The 19,524-nt window shown below is 28.1% G+C and carries 16 protein-coding genes; all 16 read left to right on the top strand.

Annotation, left to right across the window (positions count from 1 at the left end; genetic code table 11):
- Positions 1 to 43 precede the first annotated feature (43 nt).
- Positions 44 to 1,243, top strand: a complete 1,200-nt coding sequence (locus BN2920_RS12780; protein ID WP_058295389.1) for an FprA family A-type flavoprotein — start codon at positions 44 to 46, stop codon at positions 1,241 to 1,243.
- A 428-nt stretch (positions 1,244 to 1,671) separates the two neighbouring features.
- Positions 1,672 to 3,303 (top strand): ABC transporter substrate-binding protein, encoded by a 1,632-nt coding sequence (locus BN2920_RS12775; protein WP_058295388.1) that lies wholly within the window; start codon positions 1,672 to 1,674, stop codon positions 3,301 to 3,303.
- Positions 3,304 to 3,399: 96 nt separating this feature from the next.
- The gene (locus BN2920_RS12770; protein WP_058295387.1) at positions 3,400 to 4,320 is read left to right on the top strand and encodes an ABC transporter permease; all 921 of its coding nucleotides are present in this window, start codon (positions 3,400 to 3,402) and stop codon (positions 4,318 to 4,320) included.
- Between the two features lie 8 nt (positions 4,321 to 4,328).
- Positions 4,329 to 5,255, top strand: coding sequence for an ABC transporter permease (locus BN2920_RS12765; RefSeq protein ID WP_083498780.1), 927 nt, complete (start codon positions 4,329 to 4,331; stop codon positions 5,253 to 5,255).
- Between the two features lie 18 nt (positions 5,256 to 5,273).
- Complete coding sequence (locus BN2920_RS12760) at positions 5,274 to 6,257, top strand: ABC transporter ATP-binding protein (protein WP_058295386.1); 984 nt, start codon at positions 5,274 to 5,276, stop codon at positions 6,255 to 6,257.
- Positions 6,254 to 7,234: an ABC transporter ATP-binding protein gene (locus BN2920_RS12755; RefSeq protein WP_058295385.1), complete on the top strand. Its 981-nt coding sequence runs from the start codon at positions 6,254 to 6,256 to the stop codon at positions 7,232 to 7,234. Before BN2920_RS12760 ends, BN2920_RS12755 begins: the two co-directional genes overlap by 4 nt.
- Before the next feature lie 513 nt (positions 7,235 to 7,747).
- Positions 7,748 to 9,184, top strand: coding sequence for a 6-phospho-beta-glucosidase (locus BN2920_RS12750; protein ID WP_058295384.1), 1,437 nt, complete (start codon positions 7,748 to 7,750; stop codon positions 9,182 to 9,184).
- Positions 9,185 to 9,570: 386 nt separating this feature from the next.
- Positions 9,571 to 10,656 (top strand): iron-containing alcohol dehydrogenase family protein, encoded by a 1,086-nt coding sequence (locus BN2920_RS12745; protein ID WP_058295383.1) that lies wholly within the window; start codon positions 9,571 to 9,573, stop codon positions 10,654 to 10,656.
- Positions 10,657 to 10,948: 292 nt separating this feature from the next.
- Complete coding sequence (locus tag BN2920_RS12740; protein WP_058295382.1) at positions 10,949 to 12,166, top strand: alpha/beta hydrolase; 1,218 nt, start codon at positions 10,949 to 10,951, stop codon at positions 12,164 to 12,166.
- A gap of 100 nt (positions 12,167 to 12,266) precedes the next feature.
- Complete coding sequence (locus BN2920_RS12735; RefSeq protein ID WP_058296914.1) at positions 12,267 to 12,575, top strand: winged helix-turn-helix transcriptional regulator; 309 nt, start codon at positions 12,267 to 12,269, stop codon at positions 12,573 to 12,575.
- A 514-nt stretch (positions 12,576 to 13,089) separates the two neighbouring features.
- Positions 13,090 to 13,689 (top strand): nitroreductase family protein, encoded by a 600-nt coding sequence (locus tag BN2920_RS12730; RefSeq protein ID WP_058295381.1) that lies wholly within the window; start codon positions 13,090 to 13,092, stop codon positions 13,687 to 13,689.
- A 284-nt stretch (positions 13,690 to 13,973) separates the two neighbouring features.
- Entirely contained in the window at positions 13,974 to 14,306 is a 333-nt protein-coding gene (locus BN2920_RS12725; RefSeq protein ID WP_058295380.1) for an inorganic diphosphatase, read from the top strand.
- Positions 14,307 to 14,415: 109 nt separating this feature from the next.
- Positions 14,416 to 14,847, top strand: a complete 432-nt coding sequence (locus BN2920_RS12720; RefSeq protein WP_230131955.1) for a MarR family winged helix-turn-helix transcriptional regulator — start codon at positions 14,416 to 14,418, stop codon at positions 14,845 to 14,847.
- Positions 14,848 to 14,925: 78 nt separating this feature from the next.
- A complete protein-coding gene (locus BN2920_RS12715) occupies positions 14,926 to 15,993 on the top strand; it encodes an FUSC family protein (protein ID WP_058295378.1) in 1,068 nt (355 codons plus the stop codon).
- Positions 15,994 to 16,557: 564 nt separating this feature from the next.
- Positions 16,558 to 17,325, top strand: a complete 768-nt coding sequence (locus BN2920_RS12710; protein ID WP_058295377.1) for an ABC transporter ATP-binding protein — start codon at positions 16,558 to 16,560, stop codon at positions 17,323 to 17,325.
- Complete coding sequence (locus BN2920_RS12705; RefSeq protein WP_058295376.1) at positions 17,315 to 19,312, top strand: ABC transporter permease; 1,998 nt, start codon at positions 17,315 to 17,317, stop codon at positions 19,310 to 19,312. Before BN2920_RS12710 ends, BN2920_RS12705 begins: the two co-directional genes overlap by 11 nt.
- Positions 19,313 to 19,524 lie beyond the last annotated feature (212 nt).

Genomic DNA, 19,524 nt, shown 5'->3' with positions numbered 1-19,524 from the left:
GCAAAAATTTTAAATGTTTTATAGTAAAAAGGAGGAATAAGTAATGTTTTGTGTTAGGAAAGTAACCGAAGACCTTTATTGGGTAGGCGGTAATGATAGGCGTCTAGCTCTTTTTGAAAATATTCATCCAATTCCAAGGGGTGTTTCATATAACTCATATTTACTATTAGATGAGAAGACTGTACTATTTGATACTGTTGATTGGTCAATTGGTAGACAATTTTTAGAGAATGTACAAGCTGTTCTTAATGGTAGAAATTTAGATTATTTAGTAATAAATCATATGGAGCCTGATCATGGAGCTTCGATTGAAGAAATAATATTACGTTATCCGGATGTTAAGATTATAAGTACTGAAAAATCTTTTATGCTAATGAGACAATTTGGATTTAATATTGACGGAAGGATTGAAGAAGTTTCAGAAGGTGACACAAAATCTTTTGGAAAGCACGAAGTAACATTTATAGCTGCACCAATGGTACATTGGCCAGAAGCTATGGTTACATTTGATAATACAAATGGAGTTCTTTTTTCAGCTGATGCCTTTGGATCTTTTGGAGCATTAGATGGAAAGCTATTTAATGATGAAGTTGATTTTGAGCGTGATTGGATTGATGATGCTAGAAGGTATTATACTAACATTGTTGGTAAATACGGTCCTCATGTTCAATCATTATTAAAGAAAGCAAGTGGAATTGATATTAAGATGATTTGTCCATTACATGGGCCGGTTTGGAGAACAAATCTTGGATATTTCCTTGATAAATATGATAAATGGAGTAAATATGAACCAGAAGAAAAAGGCGTAATGATAGTTTATGCTTCAATGTATGGTAATACTGAGAGTGCAGTTGAGTCTTTAGCTACTAAGTTTGTAGAAAAGGGAATTAAAAATGTAGTTATGTATGATGTTTCAAGTACACATGTATCTAATTTAATTTCTGAGACATTTAGAGTTAGTCATGTTGTTTTAGCTTCTGTAACATATAATCTTGGTATTTACCCACCAATGCATAATTATCTTATGGATATGAAAGCTTTAAATCTTCAAAATAGAACTTTTGCAATAATTGAAAATGGATCATGGGCATGTAGGTCTGGAAATTTAATGCGTGAATTTTTAGAAGGAATGAGAGATATGACTGTTTTAGATGATAAAGTTACGCTTGTATCTTCTATGAAAGAAGATAATATTACAGATATGGATATACTTGTAGATAGCGTTATGGAATCTATGAAATAATTACAGTCTTTTGGCAAAAGCTGTGGATGTGCTATGAATGATGAATTTGATGTTATTGATAAATTAATGTTAAATGGAAATATATTTACACAAGCTATAATTAGTTTATGTAAATAATGAAAGTTTGACGTAAAGGACTTACTCTTAAGTATATTAAGAGCAAGTCCTAATGTTTATAAGGCGATTATATTATCTTATAAAAAATCAAATTAAAATTTAAGATAATTTATGATTTTAAAATTAAGACGAATAGAAAATGAATAGTATTATGAATAAATTTTATCTAAATGATTTACTTAAAGCGTAAAAAATGGTATACTAGACATATATTACAAAATATGAAAGCAAAGGTGCATTTTTATATAAAAATGCACCTTTTTTTATTATTATAAAAAATATTATATCTATTTGAAGGGGGAATATACTTTATGAAAAAATCAATTGGGTCGTTAGTGGCAGCGGTGTTAACAGTCACGTTAATATTAACAGGATGTGGAGGTGGAGATAAAAGCAGTTCAAGTTCAGCTTCATCAGATGATACAAGTAACACATTAAGGCTTGCAACCAATGAAGAAATTCAAACTGCTGATGTTCAAAAAACTACTGAGGATTATACAATTCCAATGAACATTTTTGATAGACTTGTAGAAGTAAAACTAGATGAGAATGGGGAAACTAAAATTGTTCCAAGTTTAGCAGAAAGCTGGGATATTTCAGAAGATGGACTTACATATACATTTCATTTAAGAAAAGGTGTAAAGTTCCATAATGGAGAAGAATTTAAAGCAGATGATGTTAAATATACATTTGAAAGAATGCTAAAGCCTGAAACAGAAGCACTAAATCAAGATTTTATTGATGCAATAAGCGGAGCACAAGACATGATGGATGGTAAGGCAGATTCATTAAAAGGATTAGAAGTTGTTGATGATTACACAGTTAAAATGACATTAGACGAGCCGTTTGCTCCATTTTTAGCAAATCTTTCTACACCAGGGGTATCAATTTATAATAGAAAAGCAACAGAAGAAGCAGGTGCAGATTTTGGAATTAAGCCAGAACTTACTGTAGGAACTGGCCCTTTCAAGTTTGACAGCTGGGTATTAAACAGTGAAGAGCAGCTTGTTGCCTTTGATGATTATTGGAATGAAAGACCTAAGCTAGATAGAATTTCATTCAAGGTTGTAAAAGATCCAGAAACATTAAGAATGATGTTTGAATCAGGTGAATTAGATGAACTTGATTTAGATACTGCACCACAGCAAATTAAATATTTCTTATATAGTGATAAGTACAAAAATTGGATAGTAAGCAGAGATAAGGTTGGTATTTATTATATGAGCCTTAATGAAAATATTGAACCACTTAATGATGTGCGTGTAAGAAAAGCAATTCAAATGGGAATAGACAGACAGGCTATTTTAGATACAGTTTATAGTGGGAAGGGAACCGTACAATCAGGTATATTCCCACCAGGATTAATTGGATATAATAAAAATCTTCCAGTGATAGAATATAATCCGGAAAAAGCTAAAGAATTATTAAAAGAAGCAGGATATCCTAATGGATTTGAGATGGAAATAAGCCAAGATTCAGAAAGTGTTGATTCTACAGTTCAAACTTATGAATTAATTCAATCAATGCTTGCTCAAATAGGAATTAAAGTTAACATTAATGTTGTTGATGAAGCAACTTGGTTTTCAACAAGAGCGGAAGGCAAATTAGGTTCATATGTTACAAACTGGTCAGCCGATTTTAATGATCCAGATAACTTTATTTATACATTTTTTGCACCAACAAATACTGTAAAGAGATCTTTTAACTATAATAATGGAGAAGCTTCAAATGAAGTAGTAAAAGCAAGGACTATTGTTAATGAGGATGAAAGAATTAAGTTATATCAAGATCTTGAAAAGAAAATTATTCAAGAAGATGCAGCATGGGTTCCACTATATTCAAAACAACATTTATTTGTAGTTAATCCAAGAGTTAAAAATTATAAGATATTGTGGAATGGTTGGTCTGGAAATATGTATCATGATATGTATATAGAAGAATAGTATTAAGTTAATGTATCAGGGGTATTTCATTTTGAAATATCCCACTTTTTTAAAATAACAACAATGTAAATCAAAAAAGCTAAGGGGGGAAGCAATTTGAGCAAATATATATTAAAAAGAATTTTAATTTCCATACCAGTATTAATTGGAGTTATCTTTATAATTTTTATAATGCTAAATGTTGTTCCAGGTGATCCAATAACATTAATGATGGGAGAGCATATAAAGCCTGATCTTATTGAACAGTTTAGAGTGAGAATGGGACTTGATGACCCTGTAATTGTAAGGTTTTTCAAATATATTATAAATGCAATTCAAGGTGATTTAGGTATGTCGTATAAACTAAAGAGAGATGTTACAGATTTAATAAAAGATGCATTTCCTAATACAGTTAAACTTGCATTATTTGCTGCAGTAATAGCATGGATAGTAGGAATACCAGCAGGAATAATATCAGCAATAAAACAAAATACAATTATAGATAGATTATTTATGTCAGTTTCATTATTTGGTGTATCTATGCCAGTATTTTGGGGAGCATTATTACTTCAATATGTTTTTGCATACAAGCTAAAAGTATTTCCAGTATCAGGATATAAAACTTGGATGCATCTTGCTTTGCCGGCAATAGTTCTTGGTTGGAGCTCAGCAGGTACCATAGCAAGACTTACAAGATCAAGTCTTTTAGAAATAATGCAAAATGATTTTATAAGGACTGCTAGAGCTAAGGGTGCCTCTGAAAGTATAGTTGTTGTAGGTCATGCCTTGAAAAATGCATTGCTTCCAGTTGTAACAATGATGGCTATACAAATTTCTAGTTTATTATCTGGAGCTGTAATTACAGAAAGTATTTTTTCTATTCCAGGTATAGGAAGACTTGCTGTTGATGCAATTTCAAACAGAGACATGCCTCTGCTTCAAGGTACAGTGCTTTTTACAACAGTACTTATAATTGGTGGTAATTTGGTAGCAGATATCTTATATTCAGTAATTGATCCAAGAATTAGATGTGAGTAGGTGAAAATATGAGTGAAGCAAAGTTAAGAGAAGAATTAGAAGAATTTGTTCATAACGAATTTGAAGAAGATATAGAAACAGACATAGAAGATAGTGATACAGCTTTAGATAAAATAAAAAGTATGATTAGAAATAACAAGTTAGCAGTATTTTCAGCATTTATAATATTGGCAATATGTATAGTAGCAATACTTGCTCCAATTTTTTCGCCATATGATCCTAATGCACAAGTATTAAAAGACAGATTAATTGCACCTTGTTCAACTCATCTTCTTGGTACAGATGAACTTGGACGTGATGTTTTAAGCAGACTTATATATGGTGCAAGAATATCACTTGTTATAGGAATTGTACCAACTGTAATATCAATGGTTATTGGAACTATACTTGGCCTTATGGCAGGTTTTCTTGGTAAAAAAGTTGATTTTATTATTATGAGATTTGCAGATATAATGCTAGCATTTCCATCATTATTATTAGCTATGGTAGTAATGTATACATTAGGAGCTAGTCTTATAAACATTTTCATTGCACTTAGTCTCGTAAATTGGGCAGGAACAGCAAGGATTGTAAGATCACAGACTTTAGCACTTAAAGAGAAGGAATTTGTGGAAGCTGCAATATCAATTGGAGTAAAAAAATCAGTTATAATGTTCAAGCATATTCTTCCAAATTGTATTTCTTCATTAATAGTCTTATTTACATTAAATGTTCCAGCATCAATTTTATCTGAGTCAAGCTTAAGCTTCCTTGGAATTGGAGCACAGCCACCTTCAACAAGCTGGGGACTCATGGTGGTTAGAGGAAAGCAATATTTATTTACAGATCCTTGGATTTCAATAGCACCTGGGATTGCAATTTTAGTAATAGTTTTAGCATTTAATTTCTTAGGTGATGGTTTAAGAGATGCCATAGATCCATATTTAAAGGAGTAGTTATAGGAGGTGAATTTCATGGAAGATGAAAAGTTATTATCTATATATAATTTAAAGACACATTTTTTTACAAGAAAAGGAGTTGTGCCGGCAGTTGATGGTGTCAATATAGAAGTTCCAAAAGGAAAGATTATAGGTGTTGTTGGTGAATCAGGCTGTGGAAAGAGTATGACTGCAATGTCCATAATTAATTTAATAAAAAAGCCGGGGAAGATAGTGGACGGAAGTATAGAACTTGAAGATAAGAAACTCATAGATCTTAGTAAAAAAGAATTGCAAAAAATACGTGGAAATGAGATCGGATTCATATTTCAAGAACCAATGACCTCACTTAATCCTGTATATACTATTGGAAAGCAAGTAAGAGAAGCAATATTACTTCATGAGAATGTAAGTAAAGAAGAAGCAAAGAAAAGAGTTATTGAAATATTTAAAGAAGTAGGAATTCCAGAACCAGAAAAAAGGTATAATAGTTATCCACATCAATTATCTGGAGGACTTAGGCAAAGAGTTGTTATAGGAATGGCAATGATATGTAAGCCTAAACTTCTTATAGCAGATGAACCTACAACTGCATTAGATGTTACAATTGAAGCTCAAATACTGAAGCTTATGAAAAAGCTCCAAAAAGAAAATGGAACATCCATACTTATGATAACTCATAATTTAGGAATAGTTGCAGAAATTTGTGACTACGTATATGTAATGTATGCTGGAAAAGTCATGGAACAGGCAGATGTATTTGAATTATTTGATAATATAAGTCATCCATATACTGAAGGATTAATGAAATCAATGCCTAGAATAGATAGCCATAAGGATAATTTATATAGTATTAGAGGTATGGTGCCTAATTTATTGAAACTTCCAAAAGGATGCCTCTTTTGTCCAAGATGCGATAAAGCTATATCAAGATGCTTTGAAGAGGAACCAGAATTATATAAAGTTGAAGAAGGACATTATACAAGATGCTTCCTTTATGAAAAGGAGGTAGTACAATGAGTAAGGAAATATTGTTAAAAGCAACTGATCTTGTAAAAGAATTTAATATATCATCTTCGGGTTATAAAAAAAGTAATGGTGTTGTACATGCTGTGTCAAATATAAATCTTGAAATATATAAAGGTGAAACATTTGCTCTTGTTGGAGAGTCAGGATGTGGGAAAAGCACACTCGGAAGACTTTTAATAAGATTAATCGAACCAACAAATGGAAAAGTAGAATTTGATGGATGCAATTTATATGATTTAAAGCCAGCACAGCTTAGAGATATAAGAAAGAAAATGCAGCTCATATTTCAAGATCCATATGCTTCTTTAAACCCAAGAATGACTGTTAAGCAGATTATAGCAGAACCTTTAATTACTCATAAGATGTATAAAAATAAGGAAGATATGCTTAAGAGGATAAATGAATTAATGAGAGAAGTTGGAATAAGACAAGAATCTTTAAACAGATATCCTCATCAGTTTAGCGGAGGGCAAAGACAAAGAATAGGAATTGCAAGAGCGTTAGCTTTAAAGCCAAAGCTTATAATCTGTGATGAACCCGTATCTGCACTTGATGTATCAATTCAATCTCAAATAATTAATCTTCTTAATAAACTACAAAAGGAATATAATCTTACATATTTGTTTATATCACATGATCTTAGTGTTGTAAGATATATTTCAGATAGAGTTTGTGTTATGTTTTTAGGTAAAATATGCGAAGTAGGAGAAACAGAAAAGATATTTGAAAATCCACTTCATCCATACACAAAATTTTTGATTTCTGCCGTTCCAAAGCCAGATCCAAAGCTTAGAAGTACTGAAAAAGAGGTACTTCAAGGTGAAATACCAAGTCCAGTAAATCCTCCAGAAGGATGTAGATTCCATACAAGGTGCCCATATTGTAAAGATATATGCTCAAAGGAAGAACCTATATTAAAAGATATTAATGGAAGAAAGGTGGCTTGCCATATGGTAGGAGTTAACTAACGCATATAATTCTTAATATGATAATAGTAAACTAATCTATATAATTCTTAATATTAATTATAGGAATTACAACAGCAGGTGATAACAGAAGTTAACTGACTGATGCAATTCTTAATTAAGCACTTAGTGAAATGATAAGCTTAATTATAGTGAACAATCTAAATAATAAAGCTGTTACTATAAATGTGGCGTTTCAAGAATCTAAGTGCTTTTAAGATTTTGTTGGTTAGGAAATATTATTTATATAAGTTTTAATTATAGTTCACATCTGTTTATAGAAATTCAATATGTTACAAGGTGTTACATACAAGTAACAAATTACAGAAGTTATAACTATTTTTATTTTACTCATAAAATCTTAACAAATAAAAGTAAATGTTTTAAAATTATAAATGTAGAAAAGAAATTTGTAATTATATAATAAAAAAAGATATAGTAAATTTTTAAGTTTTCCATAATTATTATAAAAACACTTAGATAATTATTTTTTATGAAGAAAGGGATGTGGCTATAATGGCACTAAGAAAAGACTTTTTATGGGGTGGAGCAGTTGCAGCTCACCAACTCGAAGGTGGATGGAAAGAAGGCGGAAAAGGTATCAGCGTTGCAGATGTAATGACAGCTGGTTCAGTTAATACAAAAAGAGAAATAACAGATGGAGTAATCGAAGGATTAAACTATCCAAATCATGAAGCAATCGATTTTTATCATAGATATAAAGAAGATATAGCACTATTTGCAGAAATGGGCTTTAAGTGCTTTAGAACAAGTATAGCATGGACTCGTATTTTCCCAAATGGAGATGAAGAAACTCCAAATGAAGAAGGATTAAAATTCTATGATGACTTATTCGATGAATGCTTAAAATATGGAATTCAACCTGTAGTAACATTATCACATTTTGAGCTTCCATATCATTTAGTAACAGAATATGGTGGCTTTAGAAATAGAAAATGTATTGATTTCTTTGTAAACTTTGCAAAAGTTTGTTTTGAAAGATACAAAAATAAAGTTAAGTACTGGATGACATTTAATGAAATAAATAATCAAGCTAACTATGCAGAGGATTTTGCACCATTTACAAACTCAGGAATTAAGTATAAAGATGGAGAAAATCGTGAAAAAATAATGTATCAAGCAGCTCATTATGAGCTTGTTGCAAGTGCAATAGCTGTAAAGATTGGTCATGAAATAAATCCAGATATGCAAATTGGATGTATGATTGCAATGTGTCCTATATATCCTGTAACATGCAAACCAGAAGATATATTTATGGCAATGAGTGCAATGCATAAACGTTATTGGTTCACAGATGTTCATGTAAGAGGAGCTTATCCTAAATATATGGATAAATTCTTTGAAAGAAAAGGATATGAACTTGATATAACAGCTGAAGATAAAAAAGCTCTATTAGAAGGATGCGTAGATTATATAGGATTTAGTTATTATATGTCATTTGCAACTAAACATAATGAAAATAATATACATTTTGATTATGATGAAACAAGAGATTTAGTAAGAAATGAATATGTTAAAGCAAGTGACTGGGGATGGCAAATTGATCCGCTAGGACTTAGATATTCATTAAACTGGTTCTATGATAGATATCAATTACCAATGTTTATTGTTGAAAATGGATTTGGTGCAATTGATGTTAAAAAAGAAGATGGAACAGTTGATGACCAACCAAGAATAGAATATTTCAGAAATCACATTGAAGCAATGAAAGATGCAGTTGAAGAAGATGGTGTTGATCTTATAGGATATACTCCTTGGGGATGTATTGACCTTGTATCAGCAGGTACTGGAGAAATGAAAAAACGTTATGGATTTATCTATGTAGATAAAAATAACGATGGATCTGGAACACTTGAAAGATCTAAAAAGAAATCTTTTGACTGGTATAAAAGAGTAATTGCAACTAACGGTGAAGATTTAAGTGATATATAAGGTAACTATAGAATGTTGGCAGTCACATCCTGAAAAATGCCGTTTAAAAAAGTCTTAGAATAATCTAAGACTTTTTTATTTTATATATGTTGCAATTACTTTTCTACATTTTGTATGTTGGTATTTACTTAGCCTATAAACATTTTAAATGAAGTTTTATTATTGCAACATATATAGTTTCATTATTTTCAATTTTTTAATTTGGAAATATGAAATATAAATATATTTCAACATGATACAGTTCAATATAGATAATGTTTATATGGATATTAATGTAACAAAGAAATTATTAAATATTATGAACAGTTTAGAAACAAATACTTAAATGGTATAATAAAAGAAAACATTACAATGAGAAAGCAATAAGAAATTTAGGGGTGTTATATATGGAAAATTATGATTTATTTTTACCAAGCTATTGCATTGGCAATGATGTTTACAGCAAAATAAAGGACATATGTCTTGAATATGGAGAAAAGGCAGTTGTAATAGGTGGCCACAAAGGAATGAACGCTGCAAAGGATAAGCTAATTAAAGCAGCAGAAGAAGCTAAAATTGAAATTTTGGATTTTGTATGGTTTGGAAATGATTGTACATATGACAATGTATCTTTATTAAGTGAAAATGATGCAGTTAAAAAATGTGATTATATTTTTGCAGTTGGAGGAGGAAAGGCACTTGATACATGTAAATGCTTAGGTCAGAAAATAAACAAAAAAGTATTTACATTCCCAACTATAGCATCTAACTGTGCAGCATGTACAACAGTTTCTATAATGTACAACAATGATGGAACTTTTAAAGAACCATACTTTTTCTTACGTCCTGCTGTACATACATTTATAGATACTGAAATATTAACAAATGCTCCAGAAAAATATATGTGGGCAGGTATTGGAGATACATACTCAAAATATTATGAAAGTACAATTTCAGCAAGAGAAGAAGAACTTGAGCACTTTAAATCACTTGGAGTAGGAATGAGTCATATGTGTTTGCATCCTCTAATTATCTATGGAGAAAAAGCTCTAGAAGATAATGAAAAGAAAATATGTTCATATGAACTTGAACAGACAGCTTTGGTAATTATAGTTACTACAGCTATAGTATCAATATTTTTAACACGTGATCATACTCCTGACTACAATAGTGGACTTGCACATGCAGTATTTTATGCACTTACACAATTTGAAGAAATAGAAAAAAATCACCTTCATGGGGAAGTGGTAGCTTTTGGAGTACTTATACTTTTATTATGTGATAATGCAATACGCGATTTTGAAAAGATATATGAGTTTAACAAAAAGATTGGTCTGCCTGTAAAGCTTCAGGATATAGGAATTTCAAGAGAGCAGTTTAATGAAATAATAGATAAGATTCCAGAAATGTCAGATGTAAAACATTATCCATATAAAGTAACAGCATCAATGCTTGAAAATGCACTTAAAGTTCTAGAGAAAAAGAATATTTAGTTTTTTGAAAAGTTGTAAATATGCTTGTGTTTTTTTAATAATATATGAAAAAAGAATATATAGTATTATTGCGGCTGTAAATTTGAAAGTCTTACTTAAAAAATATCTTAAAAATAATATACAAGTATTATGTCAATCTCAATGGCATACGCTCATTAGAATAATATTGAAAGAAGGATATGTAGACTTATGCGAAGCTGTACATCTGAGAGATTTACTTAAAATAATATATGGGAAAAATCTATAGTTTATAAGGCTTAACTGAAAAGCTATATAAATGTGAGGTGATAAAATGGAGAGAACATATCTTAAAAATAAAAAGATCGCACAGTTAGAAAAAATGATAAAAGAAGGGCACAAAAATGCAGTTGATGTATTTTGGGGTGATATAGAAAAGCAGGGAGCTCCTTTAATAGAGGATATAGAAAATGATGATTATAATAAACTTGTAACAATAATATATAAAGAAAAAAAGCCACTTCATAATGTAGTTTTAATACCGCCTGTTGGAATGAGAAAGCTTGAAAACTGTATATTAGAAAAATTAGATAAGACAAATTTATGGTATATTTCTTATATTGTAAGAAAAGATATAAGCTTTACTTATCAGTTTTCAATAAATGATCCTCTTGATAATGATTGGAACAGAAGATGGAGAAATGTACAAGGCGATGAATTTAATAATAATAAAATTAAACATATAGATAAATTAAGTGGAAATGTACGCTTAGTGCCTTATGTAGCTCTTGAAGATGCAGCCCCAAGAGTATATATACAAAAAAATAATAATTATAAAAGCGGAAATTTATGTGAACATGTAATTTATAGCGATATTTTAAAAGAAGAAAGAAAATTAAGTGTATATATGCCATATGGATATAATGAAAATTGTGATCCTTATGGAATGCTTGTATTAAATGATGGCTTTGAATATATAAATGAGCTTAATGCATTAAATGTTCTTGATAATCTTATGGGAAGCGAGAAGATACCAAAGATTATAACTGTATTTGTTGAGTCAACAAAGGATAGAACAGAAAATCTTCAGTGTAGTGATGAATTTACAGATTTTATAGGAAAGGAACTTATTTCTTATATTAAAGAAAACTATAATGTATCAGATAATCCAAATAAAAATATTATCGGTGGATATAGTCTTGGTGGACTTGCAGCATCATACATAGGTCTTAGATATTCAGATATATTTGGAAATGTATTGTCTCAGTCTGGTTCATACTGGTATAAGAGAAAAGAATATGGTGATGATGAATGCACATGGATAAATCATGAAGTTAATAAAAAAGAAAAACTGCCATTAAAATTTTATATAAATGTAGGTGCTATTGAACCAAAAGTATCTATGAAAGATACCAATAAAGCATTTAAAGATAATCTTATTAACCATGGATATAAAGTTAAATTTGAGGAATTTGGCAGTGGACATGATCATCTTTACTGGGGAGAAACTCTTGCAAATGGATTAATTTATCTTATTAAAAAGTTAATTTAAAGTGATTTTTAATAAAATAAATACTATAAATAATGACATAAGGTACTTACTATTGTAAAGTAAGTATGATAAAATAACATTGCATAAGGTGGTGAGAGATATAGAAAAATATCATATGTGTCCAAAATTTGAAAGCGCCTTTGAATTATTAGGGAAGAGATGGACCGGATTAATTATAAGAACAATATTGAATGGACAACATAGATTTTCAGATATAGAAGAAGCAATTCCTAATATGAGTTCTCGAATGCTTACAGAAAGATTGAAAGAACTAGACAAGGAAGGGATTATTGTAAGAAAAGTTTATCCTGAAACTCCAGTTCGTATAGAATATGAACTAACAGAAAAGGGTTTAGAGCTTGAAAATGTCATGGATGAAATTCAAAAGTGGGCAGAAAAATGGACCTAATTATAAAATACAAAACGCATAAAGAAAGAACCTCTTGTTAATTATAATAAGAGGTTCTTTAATTTTTATTAGTATAATCACATAAATATAATACAGACAAAGGCTTTTAAGATTAGAAAGGAAATTCAAATATAACTTTGTTAAATACTTTAAAGTTATATTAATATTAAAAATAATAAACTTTAATATAGAAAAAACAATTATAAAAAAACTCTTGACTAATTTAAATTAATGTATGATAATATATTTAAAGTTACTTACAAAAAGTAAGAAGCTTTATAAAAATTATTTCTGAATGATAGATAAAATAAATAACTTCATATTCCTTCAAGTGAAAATGGACATGCATTAATAAAAATAAATTTGGATGTTAATATTTATTCATTAGAACTTGATAAACAGAAATAAAATACCTAATTTTTAATTTTAGAAATAAGTAGAGAAAATAATATAAAAAATATGAAGATTAAAAAATACATAAATAATAATTTAGAAAAACTAGGAGGAATAATCAATGTCAAAAGATTTTTTTACTGCTGTAGCAGATAGACGTTCATTTTATGGAATTAGTAAGGAGGCTGTTGTATCAGACGACAAAATTAAGGAGATTATAGAACATGCTGTGAAACATACTCCATCAGCATTTAACTCACAAAGTACACGGATAGTTTTATTACTTGGAAAAGAGCACGATAAATTATGGGATATTACAATGGAAGCTTTGAGAAAGATTGTACCAGCTGATAATTTTAGTTCTACTGAAGATAAAATAAATTCATTTAAGAATGGATATGGTACTGTTTTATATTTTGAAGATAATAGTGTAATAGAATCATTACAAAAGCAATTTGCACTATATAAAGATAATTTTCCAATATGGTCACAGCAAACAAGTGGAATGCATCAATTTGTTATTTGGACTGCATTAGAAATTGAAGGATTTGGAGCATCATTACAACATTATAATGAACTTATTGAAAATGATGTGAAGAAAGAATGGAGCATACCTGAAAATTGGAAGCTTATTGGACAAATGCCATTTGGAAAACCAACAGCAAAGCCAGATGAAAAGCAATTCTCTCCACTAGAAGAACGTATAAAAGTATTTAAATAAGATGCTATTTTAAATAAATATTAATGTTATAATAAAAAAAGCAGCCATGATGCCTAATGTCATTTAAATTATAAAATGACATTAGGTGCAATGTCTGCTTTTTTTATGAAGTTCTTTCTATTATAGATTAATAAGGACTTAATAAATAGATTGTAACTTAGTTGCCTCGACGATTTTTTATTAAGCTGACAATTCATTTAGTTTGACAAACATAAAAAATAAGAATAAAATATAGTTTACAAAGTCAACTATATTGAAATTAAAATAAATAAGAAGACGATTATATGGGGTCTTACCTAGGTAAACTTGTTAAAGTTAAAATGGATAGACCATTAGGTTCTAAGCCCCCGAAACATAACTTTATATATCCTTTAAATTATGCTTTTATTCCTAATACTACATCAGGAGATGGAGAAGAAATTGATGTATACATTATTGGAGAGTTTGACCCTTTAGAAGAATATGAAGGATATGTTGTAGCAATAATAAAAATAACAAATGATGTTGAGGATAAATTAGTAGTCTGTAAAGAATTAAACAAATATAACAAAGAACAAATAAAGGCATTAGTAGAATTTCAAGAAAGATTTTTTGAATCTACAATAATAATTTATTAGGTACTGAAAAGTGTCTAAATTGAATGGAGGTGAACTTTAGTAAGAGTTTGGTACTTATAATACATGTTCTTACTAAAGATAAATGATGGAAGATTTCAATTGGATTTATATGACGGAAAAACTGCAGGAAATAAAATTATTTAGCAGAAACATGATATATCGCACTACTAAAGAATATCAAATTCCAGCACAACATTTAGATTTATTATCTCAACTTGTGATTTATGAAGAAAGTATGACACCTATGACGCTTAGTAAGATTATGGGAGTTAATAAAACGATTATAAGCAGGATAATAGATAAGCTAACTGAAGAAGGATATATAACTAAAATAAAAGACCAAAATGATAAAAGGAGTTATGCTGTTGAAATAAGTGACAAAGGAAGAGGTGAGCTAGATAGAATATATAAATGTTATTTAAGTCCTATTTATGAACTGCGCAGAAAGTTAGGAGATGAGGAATTTTTAAAGTTAATAGGGTTAATAGAAAATGCAAATGAAAAAATGAGCATAGATATAAAGAAAAATCTACAGAAATAATAGATTATTCTTTACCTTTTTATAGTATTAAATTCAGCACTATATTTAATTAATATATGATAATGAAAGGAGAAAATTATGACATTTTATGAAGCTATGCAATTAGGAGCAAATGGTTTAAAACCTATAATAAAAAATACAGAAGATAAAAAACTAAGGAGAAAATATATATCAGCACTTATTATAAAGGATTTTTTATGCGTTTTGTTTTGTATGGTTATAGTTACATCTTTTAATAGAATTTTTGGAGAAGATAATAGTATAGTAGGAGTAGTAACAGTTATATTACTTTTGACTTTCAGATTTTCAAACTTAAATTTTAATGTTAAACAATCTGCAATTGCATTATTTGGAATTTTTATAATCTATATTATAAGTCCATATTTTGCATCTATATCAAATCCTATAATAGGCAGTATAATAAACTTTTTTTCTATAATGATAATAATTATTTTATCATGTCATAGGGTAGAGTTAGCTAATCAATCAACTTTAGTATTATCATATCTACTTTTATATGGATATGAAGTAAATGATTTTAAAGGATATATTAATCGTATATTTGGACTTATTTTAGGAGGAATTATTGTATCTGGTATTTTTTATTATAAACAAAGAAAAAATAAATTTGAAAATACATTTATTACTATAATAAAAGATATTAGTATTAATGATAATAGGACTAAGTGGCAGATAAAGCTTGCTCTTGGAATATGTTCAGCTATGTTGATTGGAGAAATTCTGAATTTACCAAGAACAATATGGATAGGTTTTTCATGTATGTCAATATTACAGCCGACTGCAGAAAAATTAGAATTTAGATACAAAAAAAGACCAATATATGTAGTTTTAGGATCCATTATGTTTGGCATAGTTTATTTAGTTTTACCAAAAGAATATATTGGGTATATAGGTTTAATTGGTGGATTAATGGTAGGAGTATCAGCAACCTATGAATGGCAGACAGTGTTCAATTGTTTTGGCGGATTAGCAGCAGCTATACCACTTTTAGGATTAGGTGGAGCAATAATTTTACGTATTATTAATAATATATTTGGGGCTGTATATACTAAAATTTTTGATAAAATTTATGATAAGGTGTATGATATGATATTTGATAATACTATTATTGATGAGGTAGTATAACATTGTAAAAAGTCTTGAAGAAATTCAGGACTTTTTTATTTTATGTTCATATGGAAGTCTAGAAAATATATAGTAAGAATATTTAAATAAAATCTAGTATATTTTTATGATCCAACACACCAATCTACTATAATCTTAACCTTACAAAAATGTAATGTTAATGTAGCCTACATAAATTTCTAACTAAATCTGTAACATATATAATAAGCACATAAGGTTAATACAAAGCCAAATATAAAAATCAATAACTTAAAAAATACATAATAAAACCTAGGAGATGATTTTATGGTAAAACTTTATGAGTTTTTTAAAATTGCATTTTTAGTTATATTTGCAGGATACGATGAAGCAAGTTTTAACATATAGAATTTTGTATATATAAGTGCTAATTAATAGAATTTAGAATTACCAGCATTACTTTATTTGATATTTTCGAAGGAGAAATTTAAGTTTTATAAAAATTGTTTTAGAACATATAAAAATGAAAGAAAATAAAAAATCTTAAAGATTTAAAGAATTCAAAAAAATTAAGTTTTTATATAGATAAAAAGGAGAGTATAGAAAGTGAAAAATATTTTAAGTGTTGAAAAAATAGAAAAATATTATGGGAATAAGGGAAATGTAACAAAAGCAATAGACAATATCAGCTTTAAAGTAGATGAAGGAGAATTTGTTGGAATAATGGGGCCTTCAGGAAGTGGTAAAACAACGCTTCTTAATTGTATATCAACAATAGACACTGTTACAACAGGTAACATAATAATTAATGATCAAGATATTACAAGATTGAAATCAAAAAAGCTAGATAAATTCAGACAAAATGAATTAGGATTCATATTTCAAGATTTTAATCTTTTAGATACATTAACAGCTTATGAAAATATAGCCTTAGCTTTAACTATTAAAGGCGAAAAGCCTTCAAATATTGATAGTAAAATTAAAGAGGTAGCTAAATATTTAGAAATAGATAAAGTCTTAAATAAATATCCATATGAAATGTCAGGAGGACAAAAGCAAAGAGTTGCATGTGCCAGAGCAATAGTAACAAATCCATCATTGGTTCTTGCTGATGAGCCAACAGGAGCTTTAGATTCAAAAGCTGCAAGATTATTATTAGAGAGATTTGAAAGTCTAAATAAAGATTTAAAAACAACAATTTTAATGGTTACACATGATGCATTTACAGCAAGTTATGCTCATAGAATTTTATTTATTAAGGATGGAAAGATATTTACTGAATTGGTTAGAGGAAATGATTCAAGAAAAGACTTCTTTAATAGAATAATTGAAGTAATAACTCTAATTGGAGGTGACGACAACAATGTATTCTAAAATAGCTTTAAAAAATGTTAAGAAGAGTTTTAAGGATTATACAATATACTTTTTAACATTAACTTTAGCCGTTTGTATATTTTATAGCTTTAACTCAATTGAATCTCAAAAAGCATTGGTAGAAGTATCATCTACAGAAGGGGATTATGTAACTATACTTTCAGATGTTATATCGTATATATCTGTATTTGTAGCTATAATACTAGGAAGCCTTATTCTTTATGCAAATAATTTTTTAATTAAGAAGAGAAACAGGGAACTTGGTCTTTATATGACTTTAGGTATGGGAAAATCAAAGATTTCAAAAATATTAATTATTGAAACAATAATAGTTGGAATTCTTTCATTAATAAGTGGATTAATACTGGGATTAATAGTATCACAAGGATTATCAATATTAGTTTCAAAACTATTTGAATTTAAAATGGACGAATATAGTTTTATAATATCACCATCAGCTATAAGTAAGACAATTCTTTACTTTGGAATAATGTTTTTACTTGTAATGTTATTTAATACGTATATAATCTCAAAATATAAAATAATTGATTTACTTAAGATGGGGAAAAAGAGTGAAGAAATAAGGTTTAAAAATCCATTTGTTTATTTAATCACATTTATCTTATGTATGATTTCTCTTGGAACTGCATATAAGTTTGTATTAGGTATTGGATTAAAATTCAATGATCCTAAGTTTTTAATATCCATAATACTTGGAATAGTAGGAACTGTGGTATTTTTCTTTAGCTTAGCAGGATTTATACTATATGTAGTTAAAAGAACTAAGAGAATTTACTTTAAAAATCTAAATATATTCACAATAAAGCAAATAAACAGTAAGGTTAATACTAATTTTATATCAATGTCTGTAATTTGTTTAATGTTATTTATAACAATAGTGGTACTATCTACAGGATTTAGTTTTAAAAATGCTTTAGAATCAGGTTTGCAAGGTGCAACTCCTTTTGATGCTAGTGCATTTATGTATTTAGATACAGATGAAGATACAAGAAATATTGAAGATTCGCTTAAAATAATGAATGTTAAGTTTAATGAAAATGATAAGGTTGCTTATTATAATGAATATATGGCAGATACAAAAATTTCAGATGTTTTATCATTAAATAATATAGATAAGAATATGAATTTTACAGTCTCATATATAAAAATTTCTGATTATAACAAAATTAGAGAAATTAATAATGAGGAGCAAGTTAATTTAAATAATGATGAAGTATTAATAACTTCAAATTTTTCAAAAACTTTACCAATTATAGAAAATTATATGAAAAACAATAAAACTATAAAAATCAAAGATAAAGTATATAATATAAAAAATGAAGAAATAATAAAAGATAATTTAAAAACTGATTTTATGCAAAATAATATAATTACAATAATAATAAATGATGAGTTCTGTAATCATAAAACTATAAGTTCAAGTAATGTTAATATAAATTTTAATGAAAATAATAAAAATCAGTCTGAAAATAATTTTGTTAATTCAGTAAATGCATATAAAAATTCAGATCCGGATTATGATACAGTTGGATATGTAATTGCAAATACAAGAAATGAAATTTATGAAGGAAATAAAGGCGCAACCACAGTAATATTATTCATAGGAATATATTTAGGAATAGTTTTCTTAATAAGCAGTATGGCAGTTCTTGCACTTCAGCAGTTATGTGAAGCAAGTGATAGTATTGAGAGATATGTAGCTTTAAAGAAATTAGGTGCAGATAAAAAGAATATAAATAAAACAATATTTATACAAACTTTAATATATTTTAGCCTGCCTGTTGTATTAGCTCTAGTACATTCTATAGTAGGAATAAAAGTAGCAAATGAATTTATTATGATGTATAATAAGCCCAATATATTGGGATCATCACTTATTACAGCAGGAATGTTTATGATAATATATGCAATATATTTTTATACTACATATACAGGTTATAAAAATATAGTAAAAAATAATATTTAAAAATAATTATAAAAATCTATTTGATGTAGTTTATGTTTACTTCAAATAGATTTTTTCTTTAGATTTGCATAACATATAATATTACTGTAAAAATCAATTTAGGTAAGTTATATTTATTCTAGATAGATTTTTGATATAATTAATTTAAATAATATGAGATAAAATATTCCTATTAACAGTATGATAAAAAAGTTAATAGGAAAAAATATAGG

Source organism: Clostridium neonatale (genome assembly GCF_001458595.1).
In the GTDB taxonomy this organism is placed as follows: domain Bacteria; phylum Bacillota; class Clostridia; order Clostridiales; family Clostridiaceae; genus Clostridium; species Clostridium neonatale.
The sequence above is the reverse complement of the archived record's forward strand: the minus strand, read 5'-3'. Positions and strand labels throughout refer to the sequence as shown.

Coding starts and splice junctions, on each gene's coding strand:
- BN2920_RS12775 (WP_058295388.1), top strand. CDS start 1,672: ATGAAAAAATCAATTGGGTCGTTAGTGGCAGCGGTGTTAACAGTCACG.
- BN2920_RS12760 (WP_058295386.1), top strand. CDS start 5,274: ATGGAAGATGAAAAGTTATTATCTATATATAATTTAAAGACACATTTT.
- BN2920_RS12715 (WP_058295378.1), top strand. CDS start 14,926: ATGACATTTTATGAAGCTATGCAATTAGGAGCAAATGGTTTAAAACCT.
- BN2920_RS12720 (WP_230131955.1), top strand. CDS start 14,416: ATGACGGAAAAACTGCAGGAAATAAAATTATTTAGCAGAAACATGATA.
- BN2920_RS12725 (WP_058295380.1), top strand. CDS start 13,974: ATGGGGTCTTACCTAGGTAAACTTGTTAAAGTTAAAATGGATAGACCA.
- BN2920_RS12750 (WP_058295384.1), top strand. CDS start 7,748: ATGGCACTAAGAAAAGACTTTTTATGGGGTGGAGCAGTTGCAGCTCAC.
- BN2920_RS12745 (WP_058295383.1), top strand. CDS start 9,571: ATGGAAAATTATGATTTATTTTTACCAAGCTATTGCATTGGCAATGAT.
- BN2920_RS12730 (WP_058295381.1), top strand. CDS start 13,090: ATGTCAAAAGATTTTTTTACTGCTGTAGCAGATAGACGTTCATTTTAT.
- BN2920_RS12740 (WP_058295382.1), top strand. CDS start 10,949: ATGGAGAGAACATATCTTAAAAATAAAAAGATCGCACAGTTAGAAAAA.
- BN2920_RS12755 (WP_058295385.1), top strand. CDS start 6,254: ATGAGTAAGGAAATATTGTTAAAAGCAACTGATCTTGTAAAAGAATTT.
- BN2920_RS12780 (WP_058295389.1), top strand. CDS start 44: ATGTTTTGTGTTAGGAAAGTAACCGAAGACCTTTATTGGGTAGGCGGT.
- BN2920_RS12705 (WP_058295376.1), top strand. CDS start 17,315: ATGTATTCTAAAATAGCTTTAAAAAATGTTAAGAAGAGTTTTAAGGAT.
- BN2920_RS12765 (WP_083498780.1), top strand. CDS start 4,329: ATGAGTGAAGCAAAGTTAAGAGAAGAATTAGAAGAATTTGTTCATAAC.